This window comes from Sulfurovum sp. NBC37-1, from assembly GCF_000010345.1.
GTDB lineage: Bacteria > Campylobacterota > Campylobacteria > Campylobacterales > Sulfurovaceae > Sulfurovum.
Genome location: NC_009663.1, coordinates 2487257 through 2502660 on the forward strand (window position 1 = coordinate 2487257; position 15404 = coordinate 2502660).

The 15404-nt window shown below is 48.3% G+C and carries 15 protein-coding genes; 8 read left to right on the plus strand and 7 right to left on the minus strand.

What is annotated here, in order from left to right; all coding sequences use genetic code 11:
• Positions 1-159 precede the first annotated feature (159 nt).
• Both SUN_RS12460 and SUN_RS12465 read left to right on the plus strand, forming a co-directional pair.
• Entirely contained in the window at positions 160-675 is a 516-nt protein-coding gene (locus SUN_RS12460; RefSeq protein WP_012084171.1) for a DUF4136 domain-containing protein, read from the plus strand.
• Between the two features lie 92 nt (positions 676-767).
• The gene (locus SUN_RS12465) at positions 768-2963 is read left to right on the plus strand and encodes a multiheme c-type cytochrome (RefSeq protein ID WP_012084172.1); all 2196 of its coding nucleotides are present in this window, start codon (positions 768-770) and stop codon (positions 2961-2963) included.
• Positions 2964-2965: 2 nt separating this feature from the next.
• Here the strand turns inward: SUN_RS12465 and SUN_RS12470 are convergent, their stop codons facing one another.
• Positions 2966-4249: a citrate synthase gene (locus tag SUN_RS12470; protein ID WP_012084173.1), complete on the minus strand. Its 1284-nt coding sequence runs from the start codon at positions 4247-4249 to the stop codon at positions 2966-2968.
• A 154-nt stretch (positions 4250-4403) separates the two neighbouring features.
• On the opposite strand from SUN_RS12470, the gene SUN_RS12475 reads away from it, so the two are divergent.
• The gene (locus tag SUN_RS12475) at positions 4404-4715 is read left to right on the plus strand and encodes a pyrimidine/purine nucleoside phosphorylase (protein WP_012084174.1); all 312 of its coding nucleotides are present in this window, start codon (positions 4404-4406) and stop codon (positions 4713-4715) included.
• Positions 4716-5076: 361 nt separating this feature from the next.
• Here the strand turns inward: SUN_RS12475 and SUN_RS12480 are convergent, their stop codons facing one another.
• On the minus strand, positions 5077-5601 hold the full coding sequence (locus tag SUN_RS12480) for a hypothetical protein (protein WP_012084175.1): 525 nt from the start codon (positions 5599-5601) through the stop codon (positions 5077-5079).
• A gap of 71 nt (positions 5602-5672) precedes the next feature.
• Here SUN_RS12480 and SUN_RS12485 point away from each other — a divergent pair, with 71 nt between their 5' ends.
• The 5 genes from SUN_RS12485 to SUN_RS12505 all read left to right on the plus strand — a co-directional run bounded on the left by SUN_RS12485 (position 5673) and on the right by SUN_RS12505 (position 9975).
• The gene (locus tag SUN_RS12485) at positions 5673-6692 is read left to right on the plus strand and encodes a ribonucleotide-diphosphate reductase subunit beta (protein WP_012084176.1); all 1020 of its coding nucleotides are present in this window, start codon (positions 5673-5675) and stop codon (positions 6690-6692) included.
• A 9-nt stretch (positions 6693-6701) separates the two neighbouring features.
• Positions 6702-7436 carry a carbon-nitrogen hydrolase family protein gene (locus SUN_RS12490; protein ID WP_012084177.1) on the plus strand — a complete coding sequence of 245 codons (735 nt, stop codon included), beginning with the start codon at positions 6702-6704 and terminating at the stop codon, positions 7434-7436.
• 63 nt (positions 7437-7499) lie between these two features.
• The gene (locus SUN_RS12495; protein ID WP_012084179.1) at positions 7500-8135 is read left to right on the plus strand and encodes a protein-L-isoaspartate(D-aspartate) O-methyltransferase; all 636 of its coding nucleotides are present in this window, start codon (positions 7500-7502) and stop codon (positions 8133-8135) included.
• 107 nt (positions 8136-8242) lie between these two features.
• Positions 8243-8890 (plus strand): DUF3972 domain-containing protein, encoded by a 648-nt coding sequence (locus SUN_RS12500; protein ID WP_148154709.1) that lies wholly within the window; start codon positions 8243-8245, stop codon positions 8888-8890.
• On the plus strand, positions 8890-9975 hold the full coding sequence (locus tag SUN_RS12505; protein WP_012084181.1) for a calcium:proton antiporter: 1086 nt from the start codon (positions 8890-8892) through the stop codon (positions 9973-9975). The genes SUN_RS12500 and SUN_RS12505 overlap by 1 nt, the downstream gene beginning before the upstream one ends.
• 34 nt (positions 9976-10009) lie before the next feature.
• Here SUN_RS12505 and SUN_RS12510 read toward each other — a convergent pair whose 3' ends face one another.
• The 5 genes from SUN_RS12510 to SUN_RS12530 are packed head-to-tail and all read right to left on the minus strand — an operon-like array spanning position 10010 to position 15388.
• Positions 10010-10837 carry a DUF58 domain-containing protein gene (locus tag SUN_RS12510; RefSeq protein WP_012084182.1) on the minus strand — a complete coding sequence of 276 codons (828 nt, stop codon included), beginning with the start codon at positions 10835-10837 and terminating at the stop codon, positions 10010-10012.
• Between the two features lie 28 nt (positions 10838-10865).
• A complete protein-coding gene (locus tag SUN_RS12515) occupies positions 10866-11813 on the minus strand; it encodes an AAA family ATPase (RefSeq protein WP_012084183.1) in 948 nt (315 codons plus the stop codon).
• Positions 11810-12949: a BatD family protein gene (locus tag SUN_RS12520; RefSeq protein ID WP_012084184.1), complete on the minus strand. Its 1140-nt coding sequence runs from the start codon at positions 12947-12949 to the stop codon at positions 11810-11812. The genes SUN_RS12515 and SUN_RS12520 overlap by 4 nt, the downstream gene beginning before the upstream one ends.
• On the minus strand, positions 12930-14468 hold the full coding sequence (locus SUN_RS12525; protein WP_012084185.1) for a vWA domain-containing protein: 1539 nt from the start codon (positions 14466-14468) through the stop codon (positions 12930-12932). The genes SUN_RS12520 and SUN_RS12525 overlap by 20 nt, the downstream gene beginning before the upstream one ends.
• Positions 14465-15388 (minus strand): vWA domain-containing protein, encoded by a 924-nt coding sequence (locus SUN_RS12530; protein WP_012084186.1) that lies wholly within the window; start codon positions 15386-15388, stop codon positions 14465-14467. Before SUN_RS12530 ends, SUN_RS12525 begins: the two co-directional genes overlap by 4 nt.
• Positions 15389-15404 lie beyond the last annotated feature (16 nt).

The window sequence follows — 15404 nt, forward strand, 5'->3', positions numbered from 1 at the left end:
GCCCGTAGGTGCGGTGATGAGCAGGAAGCGAAGCCCATGAATGCAATGATTGTGAAGAGTGGTGAATTTCTATTTCGCGATTTGGGGTGAAGCAGGGCAGGTACCGATTAACCTATGCTACTGTATAATAATCCTACAATTCAGAAAAAAGGAAAATTTATGTCAAAACTCTTAAAAACAGCGATCGCGGCAGTGATGATCACCGGACTGACAGGCTGCGTCTCAACAAACGATATCAAAGTGGAGACCGTCAAATCCGAAAAAGCGAACCTCAAAGGATACAAGACCTATGAGATTATCAAAGAGAGCGGGGCGGTCGATACGACCAAGAAAGATCCGGCACTCAAAGGTGTCGATGTAGATGCCGGTATAAAAAAGATGATCAAAGAGACGCTGGCGAAAAAGGGAAAAACGGAAGTCAAGGCCGACCCTGACTTCTATGTGGCGTATCTCTTCGGTACGGATATGGACGCTTTGGAGATCAAACTCGATAAGGAGGGGGCAACAACGATCAAAAACGTGCCTGCAGCCGCTATGGTCCTCATGCTCGTGGATGCCGATACCGGCTCCATCCTCTGGATGTCCACTGCCGAAGCAGACTATAAGAACCTGCCGATCGAAGCAAAACGCGAGCGCATGAAATACGCGATCGAAAAAATGCTCAAGGGGCTGTAAGCCACCCCTGTGAAACGGCAGCAGAACCGTATCGTTCTGCTGCCGCACAACAATACGGATAGTTTATCCTCTCTCAATATAAAGTAAATTCCATGAAAAAAAATCTCTTGATGCTGCTGCTTTCCGGCCCACTCTTCGCGGGTAATAATGCGACATACATCGGTGACAAAACCTGTAGTGCCTGTCATACCAAAGAGGTGCACGAATGGCAGGGGTCTGACCATGCCAATGCAATGATGGTAGCGGACGAGAACTCGGTCAAAGCAGACTTCAACAACACGACTTTCGACTATCACGGCATCATCTCTACCTTCTACAGAAAAGAGGGCAAGTTCATGGTGCGTACCGACGGGCCCGACGGGAAACTGCATGACTATGAGATCGCCTATACTTTCGGTATCTACCCGCTGCAGCAGTACATGATAAAGTTTCCGGGCGGCAGGATACAGGTACTCGACCCTACCTGGGACAACCGGAGCAGAGAGGAAGGCGGGCAACGATGGTACCACATTCATGCCGATGAGAATGTGACAGCCGGGGATGTGCTGCACTGGACGGGGCCGAATATGAACTGGAACTATATGTGTGCAGACTGCCACTCCACGGACCTGAAAAAGAACTACGATGAAAAAAGCAGGTCATACCATACGACCTGGAGCAGCATCAATGTCTCCTGCGAAGCCTGTCATGGTCCTGCCTCCATACATTTGGACTGGACGCAGAACCAGGAATTGAACATCTCCAACAAAGGCTTTCCTCTCTCTTTGAAATACAAAGCAGGCAAGTGGGATATCAACAGCACCTCTCACAGGACAACCTTGACGGACAAAGAGATAGAAGTCTGTGCAAAATGCCACTCAAGACGTTCGCAGCTCGACGATGATTTCACTCCCGGCGACAAATTCTCGGACCACTACCTCGCAGTTTTACTTGATGAGGGGCTCTATTTTCCTGACGGAAAAATAGAGGATGAGGTCTATGTCTACGACTCCTTTCTGCAGAGCAAGATGTATGCAAAGGGAGTGACCTGCACCGACTGCCACAACCCGCATACCCTGAAACGCAGGGCGGCAGGTGACAGGGTCTGTTTCCAGTGCCATAGCGAAAAGCGTTATACGGCGACCTCACACCATAAACACAAAGAGGGAAGCAGCGGAAGTTCATGTGTAAGCTGTCACATGCCGGCACGCACCTATATGGGGGTGGACAGCCGCAACGACCATTCGTTCCGTATTCCGAGACCGGACATTTCCGTAGAAATGAAAGAGGTGCCCAATGCCTGTAATCTCTGCCATACGGACAAAACAGCCAAATGGGCTGCTGACGCCGTGAAAAAATGGTACGGAAAGATACCAGTAGGCAAACAGAACTTTTCCCATGCACTGCAGGCACTACGGACAAATGCCCAGGATGCCCCCAAAACACTGTATGCTGTACTGACGAGTAACGCTCCGGACATTGCCAAAGCGACCGTCACTGCCTACCTGGGGAACTACCCTTCGAAACAGACCTATACAACCACCCTGCAGATGCTGAGACGCTCGGATGCCAAAGTACGCAGAGCGGCGCTGCAGGCACTGGAGGCTTTCCCCCCGAAACTGCGGATGAAACAGACCTTTGAAATGCTTCAGGACCCTATCAAGATCGTCAGGATAGAAGCAGCACGGCAACTCTCGACATTCCCTCTGGGAAAAGTAGACAGTGACACTGCCCGGATACTCGAAAAGGCCTTTGACGAATATGAAAAGACTCTCCTGTTCACTGCCGAACGTCCGGAGTCTCAACTGTCACTGGGGGTATTCTACAGCAATCGGAAAATGCCGGGAAAAGCGGAAAAGGCCTATAAAGAAGCCCTTCGTCTGCAACCACAGTTCGTGCCGGGCTACATCAACTACAGCAATTTTTTACTGCAGCAGGGGAAAAACAGAGAAGCTTTCGACATTCTGAAAAAAGGACTTGCACTGTTGCCGAAAATGGGCGTATTGCATCATGCACTCGGTCTATGGTATGTGCGCAACAAGGAATCCGGCAAAGCGCTGGAGGAACTCAGGAAAGCTTTGGAACTTTCACCGGACAATGCCCGTTTCGCCTACGTCTATGCTGTAGCCCTGGCGGAAAATGACCCGAAAAAAGCCATTGAAGTACTTGAAAAAGCCTATAAAAGGCACCGTGGAGACCAACAAATCGTCTCTGCGTTACGCTATTACTACAAACAGACGGGCGATACGGAAAAAAGCAAACTGTACGAGGAGAAGCTTAAAGCGCTGCAGAAGGTTTCCGTACGTTAGCTTCATGCTCCGGTATAGAGCTGTCTCGGTCTGGCGATCTTCGACTGAGGGTCCTTTTTGAACTCGATCCACTGCGTGATCCACCCCACCGTTCTTCCGATGACAAAAATCGGCGTGAACATATTTTTCGGGATCTGGAGTGCCGTCAGGATGATACCGGTGTAGAAGTCGATATTGGGGTAGAGGTTCCTTGAGACGAAGTACTCGTCGCGCAGGGCGATCTCTTCTATCTTCCCTGCGATCTCCATCAGGCGCGAGTCGAGCTGAAGTTCTTCTTTGAGCTCATCCTGCAGTGTTTTGAGTATCTTTGCACGCGGGTCGAAGTTCTTGTAGACGCGGTGTCCGAATCCCATCAGCCTGAAGTCGTCATCGGGGTCCTTGGCTCTGGCAATGTATTTTTCCACATTCTCAACCGAACCGATCATCTCAAGCTGTGCAATGACCGACTCGTTCGCACCTCCGTGCGCACGCCCCCACAGTGCAGCGATCCCCGAAGAGATGGCGACGTAAGGGTGCGCCCCGGTGGAAGCTACTCCCCTTACCACCGTAGTCGAAGCATTCTGTTCATGGTCGGCATGCAGGGTGAAGATGGTGTCGAGTGCCCTGACCTCGACCTCTTTGATCTCCTCATGGCCATTGGGGCCAAGGTGCATCTTCCCTCCCGGATAGGCGCGCATCATCGTCAGGAAATTTTTCGTGAAGCTCAGGTCGATATCGGGCTGGATGAAGGGAATGCCCAGCGAATGCCGGTAGGCAAAGGCGGCGATGGTCGGCATCTTTGCAAGGAGTCGGCTGGCCATGGTATGATAGTCCGCATCGTTGTCGAGAGTGAGATGCTCCTTGTGGAAGGAGGCCAGTGCAGTGATAGTTGCCGAAAGGGTAGCCATGGGATGCGCATTGTTCGGAAACGCATCGAAGAGAAGCCGCAGGTTTTCATGAATGTAGGCGCGGTGGCGCAGTTCAAGGTCGAAATCCTGCAAAGCCTCTTTCGAGGGAAGTTCTCCGTTCAAAAGTAGATAACAGGTCTCCAGATAGCTGTGTTCCGTCGCCAGTTTCTCGATAGGTATGCCCCGGTACCGAAGCTCCCCCTTTGCACCGTCAATAAAAGTGATCTGGGAAGAACAGCTTGCCGTAGAGGTATACCCCGGATCGTAGGTAAACATACCCGTATCGGCAAAAAAACTCCGCAAGTCCACCACTGAAGGGCCGCGTGTCCCGTCCATGATGTCATATTCATAACTTTGTCCGCTTCTGTTATCCGTGAGTGTGACCGTTGCTTTATTCATGACAGACTCCTTCCTAATAATGATTTTTCTATATACTATCATATTTCTATTTTGTAGAATCTGTGTGGAGTATATTCTAATTATTTCAAGGAACACTATTACTACCACCACTAAGACTATAGCGATATAATACGCCCAAAACGAAGGAGATACAATGAAACAATTTGAAAATGTAAATGTAGAACTTGAAGGCAACAGCTATTTTGACGGAGCTGTCACAAGCCGTACGGTCAACTTCCCAGACGGCAGCAGAAAAACACTTGGTTTCATGCTTCCCGGCGAGTACGAGTTCGGTACAGCCGCTGCAGAACTTATGGAGATCACCTCCGGTGAACTCGATGTTAAACTGCCGGGCAGTGACGAATGGCTCAGCATCAAGGGCGGAGAATCTTTCAACGTACCGGCAGACAGCAAGTTCCAGGTAAAAGTAAAGCGCGTGACGGATTACTGCTGCAGCTATTTGTAATGCCTATCATCCAAAGTGGTTCCGGTATTACACACTGACTACACAAAAGAAAGATATACTTGCAGCAAGAAGGTTAAAAAGAGTGCCTCCTCCCCCTTCTCCCTTTTAGCACTCAACCCCGGCAACAGGGATTAACCTTCTAAAGTAAACGGGTGATTTTTCATTTTATATAAGTCAGTGCAACCTCCTCAGCACTTTTTGATAAACTCATGGAAAGGTCACCCTGTACTTCAAGTTTTCCTAACGAATTTTCTTTGTAGCTAAAAACAACAAGCAGTTGTTGTATCGTTCTGCCTTCGCGGGTCGCTTTGCTTCACCGCTTCGGTTTCTCTCCTACAAACGTGAAGCAGTTCACGTTTGCTTAACGGAGATCACCCCATCCATGCATCTTCTTCGATATCAGTACATCATAATGTTCGAACATATCGTCTATGGTACTGCTTGCGACATAGTAGTGTTCTTCGAGCAGTCTCATCCACTCATAGCGTTCCGTATGACTCTTTTTGGGAAGGAAGATAAGGATGTTGCCTGCATTTTTAATGATGGGGTGACATCGCTTCACAAAGTCCTCAAGCATATCATCCTCTATCTTTGCCGTTACAAAAACAAAATCATACAGTTTCCCCTGTATCATATATCGGGGTCTTTCAAGTGCAAATTTGAGTGTTTTGACATTCTCATTTTCCCGGTATTTTTCTGACATTTTCTCATAAAAGGCAAGCTCGGTGCAGTTGATCTGATATTCATACCCTTTTTGTTGACAGAAATCGGCCAATACCTCTGTCATCTCCTCACCGCTGTCAGCAAAATGTGCCATGCAGATCATCGGGTGATCCGGGATGATCTGCAGCAATTGTTCCAGTTTTGTTCTTTCAATTTTTTTCATAGTTGCAGTGTAGCAAAAAATCAGTCTAAATCAGTATAATGTTTTCAAAAAACGCATCAAGGATTTCATGAATGTTACGTAAAAAGATATATAACCCAGAATCCGAAGAGAGAACCAGTGACAGGAAGATCTTCGGCGGTGACCCTACAGGGATATTTGAACTCAATGATATCAAATACCAGTGGGCATACAACCTCTGGGAGATGATGCTCAACAATACCTGGTTCCCCAAAGAGGTGGACATGACAAGAGATGTCAACGACTATAAACGGTTGACAGATGCCGAGAAACAGGCTTACGACAAAGTGCTTGCACAGCTGATCTTTATGGACTCTTTACAGACCAACAATATCATTGACAACCTAAACCCCTTCATTACTGCTCCTGAGGTCAACCTCATTCTGGTAAGGCAGGCATTCGAAGAAGCGTTGCACTCACAAAGCTATGCGGTCATGGTTGACAGTATTTCCACCAACTCCGAAGAGATCTACGAACTTTGGCGAAGAGACATGAAGCTCAAGTCCAAGAATGACGCCATTGCAAAAGTTTATGAGGAACTGTCCGAGAATCCTACAGATGAGAATATCGTCAAAGCGATGTTCGCCAACCAGATCCTTGAGGGGATCTACTTCTACAGCGGATTTACCTACCTTTATACCTTGGCACGTTCGGACAAGATGCTCGGAACCGCTCAGATGATCCGTTTCATCCAGAGAGATGAGGTGACACACCTGCTGCTCTTCCAGAATATGATCAATGCAACGAAAAGAGAGCGCCCTGAACTTTTCACCAAAGAGTTGATAGACGACGTGTACCAGATGTTCAGAGATGCTGTCAAGCTGGAATGCGAATGGGGCACCTATATCACTCAGGGACAGATACTGGGCCTGACCAATGAGATCATCGAGCAGTATATCCAGTACCTTGCCGACAAAAGACTGCATGCCGTGGGGCTTGAAAAGATCTATAATGTGGAACATCCCATCAAATGGGTTGACAATTTCTCGCAATTCAATGACCAGAAGACCAACTTCTTTGAGGGGAATGTAACCAACTACTCCAAAGGAAGTCTGGATCTGGACGACTTTTAGGAAACACCTATGTTCAGCAGAATACCAAAGACCATGGAAGCCGTTGTCCTACAGCTTCCCAGTAAAAAACGCTATCAGGAAAATCTTGACAAGCTGATCGAACTGATCGGCCTGCATCACGACAAGCAGATCATTGTAGCGCCCGAAGTCTGTCTCACCGCCTATGATTACGAACATTTGGAAACAGCAGCCATGTTCTCTGCCAAGGCACTTAAAACACTGAAAAAAGAGATCAATGAACAGATCCTTGTACTCACACTGATCCTCAAAGAGGGTGACGAGTATGTCAATCAGGCCGTGGTGATCCATCAACACAAAGTCGTACACAGACAGAACAAGGTCAAACTTTTCAAACTTGGAGACGAAGACCTCTATCTTCAGGCCGGAAGAGAAAAGAAGATCAAACCTTTTGAGATCGACGGGGTGAAATATGCCCTGCTGATCTGCTTTGAACTGCGTTTCAAGGATCTGTGGAAACGCATAGAGGGTGCCGATATTGTGCTGGTAACTGCCAGATGGGGCAAACAGCGCAAACTACACCTCGAGATACTTTCACGGGCCCTGGCAGTGATGAATCAGTGCTATGTCCTCCTCTCCAACAGTGCCGACAGCGATATGGCAAAATCATCTGCCATCATTGCTCCCAACGGCAATGTGGTCATGGATGACAGCAAAGAAGCCGTCGAAGGCACCGTTGATTTCAGGGAAATAAAGAAGATGCGCCGATACATCGTAATGGATTAAGGGCTCCTCTAATCACATTTTGGCTAAAATTCGCACATTATTAGGGCTAAGGACAAAGAGTAAATGATCAAAGCAAGGAACCGGCAGCATCTTGTCTCGGAAATAGATAAACATTTTCTACTGGATGAACATGTCAAAGAAGCATTTTTGAATGTAGACAGAGAAGCCTTTGTACCCAAAGAGTTCAAACACCTTTCCTACAATCTTGATGCCCTCCCTCTGGCGGCAAGCCAGTGGATCTCCTCACCCCTGACCGTTGCAAAAGTGACACAGCATCTCGAGCTCAAAGGGGTAGACTCCGTACTTGAGGTCGGTTGTGGGAGCGGCTACCAGGCGGCAATCCTCAGCAAGATCTGTCGAAGGGTCTTTACTATCGAACGTATCGATGAACTCCTCAAAGAAGCCAAAGCCAAATTCTCCCAGCTTGAAATTCACAATATCTTCACCCGTTTCGACGACGGACAGCGCGGATGGAAACAGTATGCACCTTTTGAACGCATCCTCTTCTCCGCAACGGCAAAAGAGGTCCCCGAAGTACTCTTCGAACAGCTGGCAGAAGGCGGCATACTCATTGCACCTATAGAACAGGGGCCGGACTACCACATCATTACACGTTTCTACAAAAAGAACGGGCGCATCACTTCCGAAACCATAGAACCCTGTCTTTTTGTACCCGTACTTGACGGTACACAGAAGTAAACATTCCCCTGACTTTCCCTTTACACGATAAAATATAGGGCACCTCTAAATGTCAACCTTTCATAAAAATTATGCTATGATTTATAAAACTGTAAACAGGGAAGCGTATGGAAAAATTGATGAAACCTGCGGAGTATGCCAAAGAACTCGGTATTTCAAGACAGGCGGTTTACGCAAAGATCAAACGGGGCATACTGACAGCGAAGAATGTTGACGGTAAACTTTACATCGTTGTTGACAAAGAAGCCAAAAAAGAGAAAACACCTGCAGCTGCCGAAATCAAAAAAACGACAACTTCCAAATCTGCCACAGCAAATCTGGCAGACAAGCAAACGGACTATAAGGCACTGCTTGACGCCAAAGATGAAACGATCGCTGTACTCAAAGATACGGTCAAAGACCTCAAAGAGAGCAACAAGCAGATCTCGACCACTCTCAGAAGCGAGATCGACCTTCTCAAGGAAGCTTTCCATGAAATGCGTACACTCTATGTCCACCAGCTCGGGCATACAGAGAACAGTGAAGCCATTGATGTTGAAGAACATGAAGCCACCCCTGAGGAATCTCTAGTAGAGGAAGCATGGATCGGCATCAAGAAGTTCTTCAAACAGCTGGGTATCACCAAAGAGAAACAGCAGGAAAAAATGACAAAAGCACTGAAAAAAGCCTATAAGAAAGGCGATAAACGTCTGGCCAAAGAGAAAGGCAAGATCAAGATCAACACTGCTGTAGACTACAGGGATCTAATAAACTGATGCAGCTTCTCAAGCAGTTCTCCAAAGAGTACAGCCTCTTTCTTGCCATAGTCACTTTCATAGGTATCAGTCACTTCGAACACACCCTGGTACAGAGCACGGCAGGCAACCTCATCGGATTTGGTATCCTTTTTGTGGTCATCATCTATGCGGCCATGTCAGTTGCACACCATGCAGAAATGCTTGCAGAGAAGTTCGGAGAACCCTACGGTACGCTTATCCTGACCATGTCGGCAGTGATCGTGGAGATCGTCATCATTGTCATAATGATGATGCATGCACATAACCCGGATCTTGCCCGTGACACCATCTACTCGGCGATGATGCTTGACATCAACGGACTTCTGGGACTTGCCGCTATCATCGGAGGCCTCAAGTACGGCGAACAGCCCTACAATGTCGACTCATCCAACTCCTACCTCGCCATGCTCCTGACCGCCATTGGTGTGGCTATGGTATTGCCCGAGTTCATTGACCCTGTATACCACAACAGATTCATGATGTTCAATGTCGTGGTCTTCATTTTCCTCTATATCATCTTTACCCGTGTACAGCTTATGTCACACAAGTACTTCTTTGAATACAAAGGAGAAGGTCACTGTGAAGAGGGGGAAGAATGTGAAGTGCACCCCGAAATAAATGCATGGTATCACTCCGTCAATCTGGTCATTTCCATCATCGTCATCGGTATCCTGGCCGAAATACTCTCCGTATTCATGGGAAACACCCTCGATACGTTTGGCCTTCCCATGGCTATCGGAGCCGTTGGCGTTGCCGTCATTTCGGCGGCACCGGAACTGATTACCGCCGTAAGGGCCGCCATCGACAACCGCATGCAGACGGTCATCAACATTGCCCTGGGTGCCTCTCTCGCTACCGTGCTTCTGACCATTCCTGCCGTCATCATCGTATCGAAATACCTCGGTCTGGAACTCAACCTCTCTTTGACCCCGGTACAGACTATGATGATAGCACTGACCCTTCTGGTGAGCATGGTCAATTTCAATGACGGAGAGACGAATGTCCTGGAAGGATTCCTGCACTTCATCCTCTTTGTCGTATTTGTCTTTTTGCTGTTCGTATAAAGGGTATTTCTAAAGGGAACCTCTAAAGCAAGCCTTATCGGAAAAGTGTCATCAGTTTCCCCAAAGGCTCTTCATCGGTAAAGATTTTCACTGAACGTATATCGTAACGGGCAAAATGTTCCGCCAGTCTTGTATCGTTCTCTTCCAGTCTTGCGCTGTAACGCAGAATGCTTTTTCTGCCAAAATAGGTATCGGTCTGTTCCGAACTTTTGGGATCACGCAGGGTCACTTCTCCCAGCTTTTTGGGGAATTCCTCTTCTCGATGTCGTATGATCACAGCGATCACTTCATGTTTCTGTGCCAGTAAAGAAAGATCGAGTTTTTCGAGGAAATCTCCCAGTATGAATACCAAGGAGGCTTTGTGCAGACGGGCAAAGAGATCCTTCAGAGCATGTTCTACATCTATTTCTGTACCGAGCAGAGGAGTTTCATACAGTCTCTCGGAAAAGTGTTCCACGTGAAAGAGCTGTTTAGTCGGAGGGGTCAGCAGGGTCTCTTTCTGGGTATAGCCGATACCGGTAAAGATATCCCCGTTAACCTGTGCCGCATAGGAAAGCAGGACGGCTGTCTCGGTAAGTTTCTTCTGTTTGTCGTTATCCGTTCCAAAATAGAGCGAACCATCCATCAAAGCAGCTACCACCACAGAGAGTTCACGGTTGGCATGCAGCTCTTTAATGTAGGGCTTTCCCAGTTTAGCCGTAATGGTCCAGTTGATCTTCCGGATATCATCTCCCATCTGATACTCACGCAGTTCCGAGAAATCATATCCTTCCCCATGCAGTTTGGAGAGATTGTTACCGCTCAAAAGCGTATAGACCTGATGACGGGCTTTAAGCTGGAGTGCCTTTAACGCGGTATTCATGCGAATACCTTTTTAATGAAAATCTCCATCAAGGTATTGGCAGTGTCTCAACGATCGCACTGATAACCTCATCCGTACTCACGCCTTTGGCCCTTGCCTCGTAGGAAAGTACGATGCGGTGACGCAGGACATTGTGTATCATGTATCCTATGTCTGCAGGGGTAACGAAATCGTTCCCGCGCAGAAAGGCTTTCGCTTTGGCGGCTTTGTAAAGGTCTATGGAGGCCCTGGGGCTGACACCGTACATAATATCATCTGCAATTTTTTCAAGACCGAACTTCTTTGGGGCCCTGGTCGCAGAGATGAGCTGGACAATGTACTGTTCCAGTTCTTTGTCTATGTGAATGTCATAGATAGCTTTCTGCAGCTGGGAGATCTCCGCTTTCTCAATTACCTGCTGCACTTCTCCAAAACCGTTCTGGGCACCCTTGCGCATAATCTCCAGCTCCTCCTCTTCGGAGTTATGGTGCACGACGATCTTCATCATAAATCTGTCGAGCTGCGCTTCGGGCAGCGCATAGACACCCTCCTGCTCGATGGGGTTCTGTGTCGCCATAACCAGGAAGGGAGATTCAAGTTTGAAAGTCTCTTCGGCAATGGTCACCTGGCGTTCCTGCATCACTTCAAGCAGAGCGGACTGCACTTTGGCCGGAGCACGGTTGATCTCATCGGCAAGCAGAAGATTGGTAAAAAGCGGGCCTTTCTTGATACTGAATGTATGGTCCTGAGGGTTGTAGATCTGTGCACCGATGATGTCCGAGGGAAGAAGGTCGGGCGTGAACTGAATCCGTTTGAAGTCGAGGCCGATCGCCTTGGCAAGGGCATTGATCGTAGTAGTCTTCGCCAGTCCAGGTACCCCCTCGACCAGGATATGCCCGTCACAAAGCAAACCGACAAGCAGCCCTTCTATCATGACGTCCTGACCGATGACTGCTTTGCCCAGTTCTGTTTTAAGTAATGCTATTTTTTTATTCATTTCATGCTCTCCAATACTTCCTGTTTGATTTGTTTGAAATTGGTCTTTCCTTTGCCATACAGGCTTTTTTCCAAAGCATTGATAGCCTTTTCAAACCGTTTACTGTCCACTGCCATCAGCAGTTGCATCAGTGCTTTCTCATCTTTGCAGGCTTCCACCTTCCCTATTAGAGGATCAATCTTCTCAGCCGTGACTTTACGTTTCCATTTCAGTGATATGGCGGTCATGTAGCCTGCAAAAAAGACCACGATGTACCCCAGCAGAGAACCGAGCCAGGAGAAGTCAAAGTGCAGGGGCTGGGGATTGTCTGTTTTGTCAACCAGATCCTTTACCTCTGCCGGAGTGATATCAAAATGCTGTTTGGGTATGGTCAGCTGATACGCTTTTTTTAATCTCGGGTCAAAGGCATGAAGCTGGAGCGGCGGAAGGTCGAAACTTTTATCATGGGAGAGTGCCATAATATAAGTGACCCTGTATTTCAGATGATCTTTCAGCGGTATTTTCTGCACAAGGGGTTTTTGCGTAAAAAGTGTGAAGTCATCTCCGTCCGGATAGAGCCGTTCCAGTACGGGAGGGTACCCCTCGCCTTCCAAAATGATTTTCATCGCAATGGGTTCATAGCTTTGTGCCTGATGTTTTTTGATATCATAGGAAAGTTTGAAATCACCGACAAGCTGTGTGCTTTTTGGCAGTGCATTGACATGTAGCGCGATCGGAGACACATCGACCTTGCGGTCCTTGGTCTCGAGCTTTTTGAAATCGTCACGGTCTCCGGAAAAGGAGTAGGCCACTTTCTCCTCATCGGTCACCCGCTCGACAAGATCGAAAGAGACATTAATATCCCCTGTCCTTAACGGATAGAGTATATAACGGTAGTGTATCCTGGCATGGTGCAGGGTATTGTCCTGTGTCGAGTCGATCTGCTCCACGAGGAAGGCATCGTTCTTTTCAATGCCGAAATGAAAGAAAAGTACCACATCCTCATTGGTCTGGTTTAGGTCGATACTGAGCAGCAGGGGTTCTTTCTCATACGCGTTCTGCTTGCTGATATGAAAGTCGTAAACGAAGTTCTCTCCATGAAGCAGCACGAAAGCGGACAGAAAGAGGAATACGGCCCTACCAGGGATGTGTTTCATGAATGTATCCTTTATTGATAAGCTCATAGACCTTGGAACTCAGCGGCTGCTGTTCTGCCTTGGAATCGAGCAGCAGTTTGCGCTTCGCCTGCTCTTTTTTGCTCTTGCTGTTCTCTCCTCCGCTGCCGCTGCCTGAACTGGGCTGGTCCTCATCCCGGCTCTTTTTGCTACTCTCTTCCTGCTCTCCGCTTTTGGAGGCTCCGCTGTTCTGCGACTTGGGATGGGCAATACCCAGACCGGCGGACTTTTTGTCCGCCAGCAGGGCCACAAGTTTCAGGTTCTCTTTGGCATCCTTATCGTCTCCAAGCTGCAAAGCCTTAGTATAGTATATTTTGGCTTTTTCATACGCCTGTTTCCTGGCATAGCAGTTGGCCGTATTGTAATACAGCTTCTGTTTCACCTGTACGGAAGTGCTTCGGATAGAGGCATAGGCCTTCAGTGCTTTGTCATACGCCCCCTCTCTGTAATAAATATTTCCCAGAGCAAAACGGCTCTGCAGAGAAGGTGTCTCCACATTTTTGAGGTAGGCTTTCGACGCATTGAAGTCTCCTGCACGGTAACTGCTGTATGCCTTGTTCAAACGGTATCCGTCCAGCATGGAAGCTTCCGCATGTATACCCAAAAGGGCCAGGGCGATCACCAGAAAACGCACAGCGCGAGTATGCAGCATCATAAAGAGCACTACAGCAAGGAAGAGCGGAACCTGATAGAGTTCCGTGTAGCGATGCTGTTTCTTCGTGATCATCTCTGTACTTTCTGTCTGTGCTTTCAGGGCTTTGTATACCCTGTCAGCCGTGGCTTCCGGGGTGGAAGCAGCGGTCAGATACGTTCCGTCTGTCTCGGAAGCCAGAGTTTCCAGTATCGGATTGATACGGGAAATGACCAGGTGTCCCTCTTTGTCTTTCAGAAGGGAACCGTCAGGGTTCTCCACCGTCATACCCTCCTTGGTACCCAGTGCCAGTATCGTCAGCTTTATGCCCGAACGCCTGACCTGTTCGGCAAGCCCCTCAAGGTCACTTTCTTCCCCGCCATCTGTCATCAGCAGCAGATTCTTCTCGCTTTCCGGCATCGAGGCAACTTTTTTGAAAAGCTTTTTAAGGGAGGTCCCTTTGGTCAGGATATACTCCGGGTTCAGGCTCTTGAGTGCGACCTCTATCATCCTGTGGTCCGTCGTGGGAGGGGAGAGCAGCAGAGGATTGCTTGTAAAAGCGATCAGCATGATGTTATCCGCCTCATTCTTTTTCAGCAGTGAATCGATGGTCCCTTTGGCAAAGATATAACGGTCAGGCTTCAGGTCTTTCGCACGCATGGAATAGGAGACATCCAGTGCGATGACATACTCCTGTGCCTCAATGAGACTCTCTTCCACCCCCTGTATGAAAACGGGACGACTGAGTGCCAGCACGATAAGGAAAAGGATGATCAGATGCACTGTCTCGGTAAGCTTCTTCTCTCTGTAAAAAAAGAGAATGCCCAGAGGAATGAGCAGCCAGAGAAAACCGGGATGGAGTATACTCATTTTTCACCTCCCGGAAGCACGCTTCTTTTTGGGTAGAGTACCCATCCCAGCAGCAGCAGGAATGCCGCCAGAAGAGGGAAGAAGATCAACAGTCTCTGGTTGAGGTAGTTCTCTCCCCTGACCGGACTGGGCTCCAGTTTGTCGATCTCCTTGTAGACTTCTTTGAGCTGTGCAGCTGATGCAGCGGCATAACTTTTCCCGCCGCTCTCTTTGGCGATGGTATCCAGCAGTGCCGCATCGTAGTCCGACGACTTTCCCACCCCGATGGTGTAGATCTTTATCCCTTTTTCTTTTGCTTTCGCTACGGCAGCTTTGGGAGAGGACCTTCCGGCATTGTGGTACCCGTCCGTTAAAAGGATGATCGCCTTGCTCTGTGCTTCTCCGTAGGAAAGTGTACGCATCGCCTGCATCAACGCATCCCCGATGGCCGTACTCTCTCCCGCAATGCCTACCGTGGTCATCTTCAACATACTTTCCATCGCCTCGAGGTCATAGGTCAGAGGCGAAGCCGTATAGGCAAATGTACCGAAGATCACGACACCCATATTATCGTCGAAGCGGTGTTTGATGAAATCTGCCGAGAGATCGAGAGTCGTTTCATATTTGGTCTTGAAGCGGTCCTTCTCATCGAAGCCGCTCTGCGCCATCGATCCGCTGGCATCGATCGCCAGAACGAGATCACGTCCTTTTTTGTGCTGGTTTCCAGCGGCATCGTAGACAAAAGGCTTTGCCAGGGCAACCACAAGAAAAGTATAGATCAGCATTTTCAGCCAGGGCTCCCAGCTCAGCAGGGCACTTTCCCTGCCTGCCCACTCAAGCTTGGGAAAGTAATAGGTCCTGTTATGCTCTCTGCACCACAGAAAACAGGGTAGCAGCAACAGCAACAAGAGGAAAAAAGGTGAGCCGAATGTAAAATGCATACATTGATTTTATCAG

What these genes read in the sequence shown, in the direction of transcription:
- SUN_RS12480 (WP_012084175.1), bottom strand. Translation starts at nt 5,601, where the DNA reads ATGAAAAAAATTGAAAGAACAAAACTGGAACAATTGCTGCAGATCATC.
- SUN_RS12510 (WP_012084182.1), bottom strand. Translation starts at nt 10,837, where the DNA reads ATGAATACCGCGTTAAAGGCACTCCAGCTTAAAGCCCGTCATCAGGTC.
- SUN_RS12465 (WP_012084172.1), top strand. Translation starts at nt 768, where the DNA reads ATGAAAAAAAATCTCTTGATGCTGCTGCTTTCCGGCCCACTCTTCGCG.
- SUN_RS12525 (WP_012084185.1), bottom strand. Translation starts at nt 14,468, where the DNA reads ATGAGTATACTCCATCCCGGTTTTCTCTGGCTGCTCATTCCTCTGGGC.
- SUN_RS12490 (WP_012084177.1), top strand. Translation starts at nt 6,702, where the DNA reads ATGTTCAGCAGAATACCAAAGACCATGGAAGCCGTTGTCCTACAGCTT.
- SUN_RS12495 (WP_012084179.1), top strand. Translation starts at nt 7,500, where the DNA reads ATGATCAAAGCAAGGAACCGGCAGCATCTTGTCTCGGAAATAGATAAA.
- SUN_RS12515 (WP_012084183.1), bottom strand. Translation starts at nt 11,813, where the DNA reads ATGAATAAAAAAATAGCATTACTTAAAACAGAACTGGGCAAAGCAGTC.
- SUN_RS12530 (WP_012084186.1), bottom strand. Translation starts at nt 15,388, where the DNA reads ATGCATTTTACATTCGGCTCACCTTTTTTCCTCTTGTTGCTGTTGCTG.
- SUN_RS12485 (WP_012084176.1), top strand. Translation starts at nt 5,673, where the DNA reads ATGTTACGTAAAAAGATATATAACCCAGAATCCGAAGAGAGAACCAGT.
- SUN_RS12460 (WP_012084171.1), top strand. Translation starts at nt 160, where the DNA reads ATGTCAAAACTCTTAAAAACAGCGATCGCGGCAGTGATGATCACCGGA.
- SUN_RS12500 (WP_148154709.1), top strand. Translation starts at nt 8,243, where the DNA reads ATGGAAAAATTGATGAAACCTGCGGAGTATGCCAAAGAACTCGGTATT.
- SUN_RS12520 (WP_012084184.1), bottom strand. Translation starts at nt 12,949, where the DNA reads ATGAAACACATCCCTGGTAGGGCCGTATTCCTCTTTCTGTCCGCTTTC.
- SUN_RS12505 (WP_012084181.1), top strand. Translation starts at nt 8,890, where the DNA reads ATGCAGCTTCTCAAGCAGTTCTCCAAAGAGTACAGCCTCTTTCTTGCC.
- SUN_RS12475 (WP_012084174.1), top strand. Translation starts at nt 4,404, where the DNA reads ATGAAACAATTTGAAAATGTAAATGTAGAACTTGAAGGCAACAGCTAT.
- SUN_RS12470 (WP_012084173.1), bottom strand. Translation starts at nt 4,249, where the DNA reads ATGAATAAAGCAACGGTCACACTCACGGATAACAGAAGCGGACAAAGT.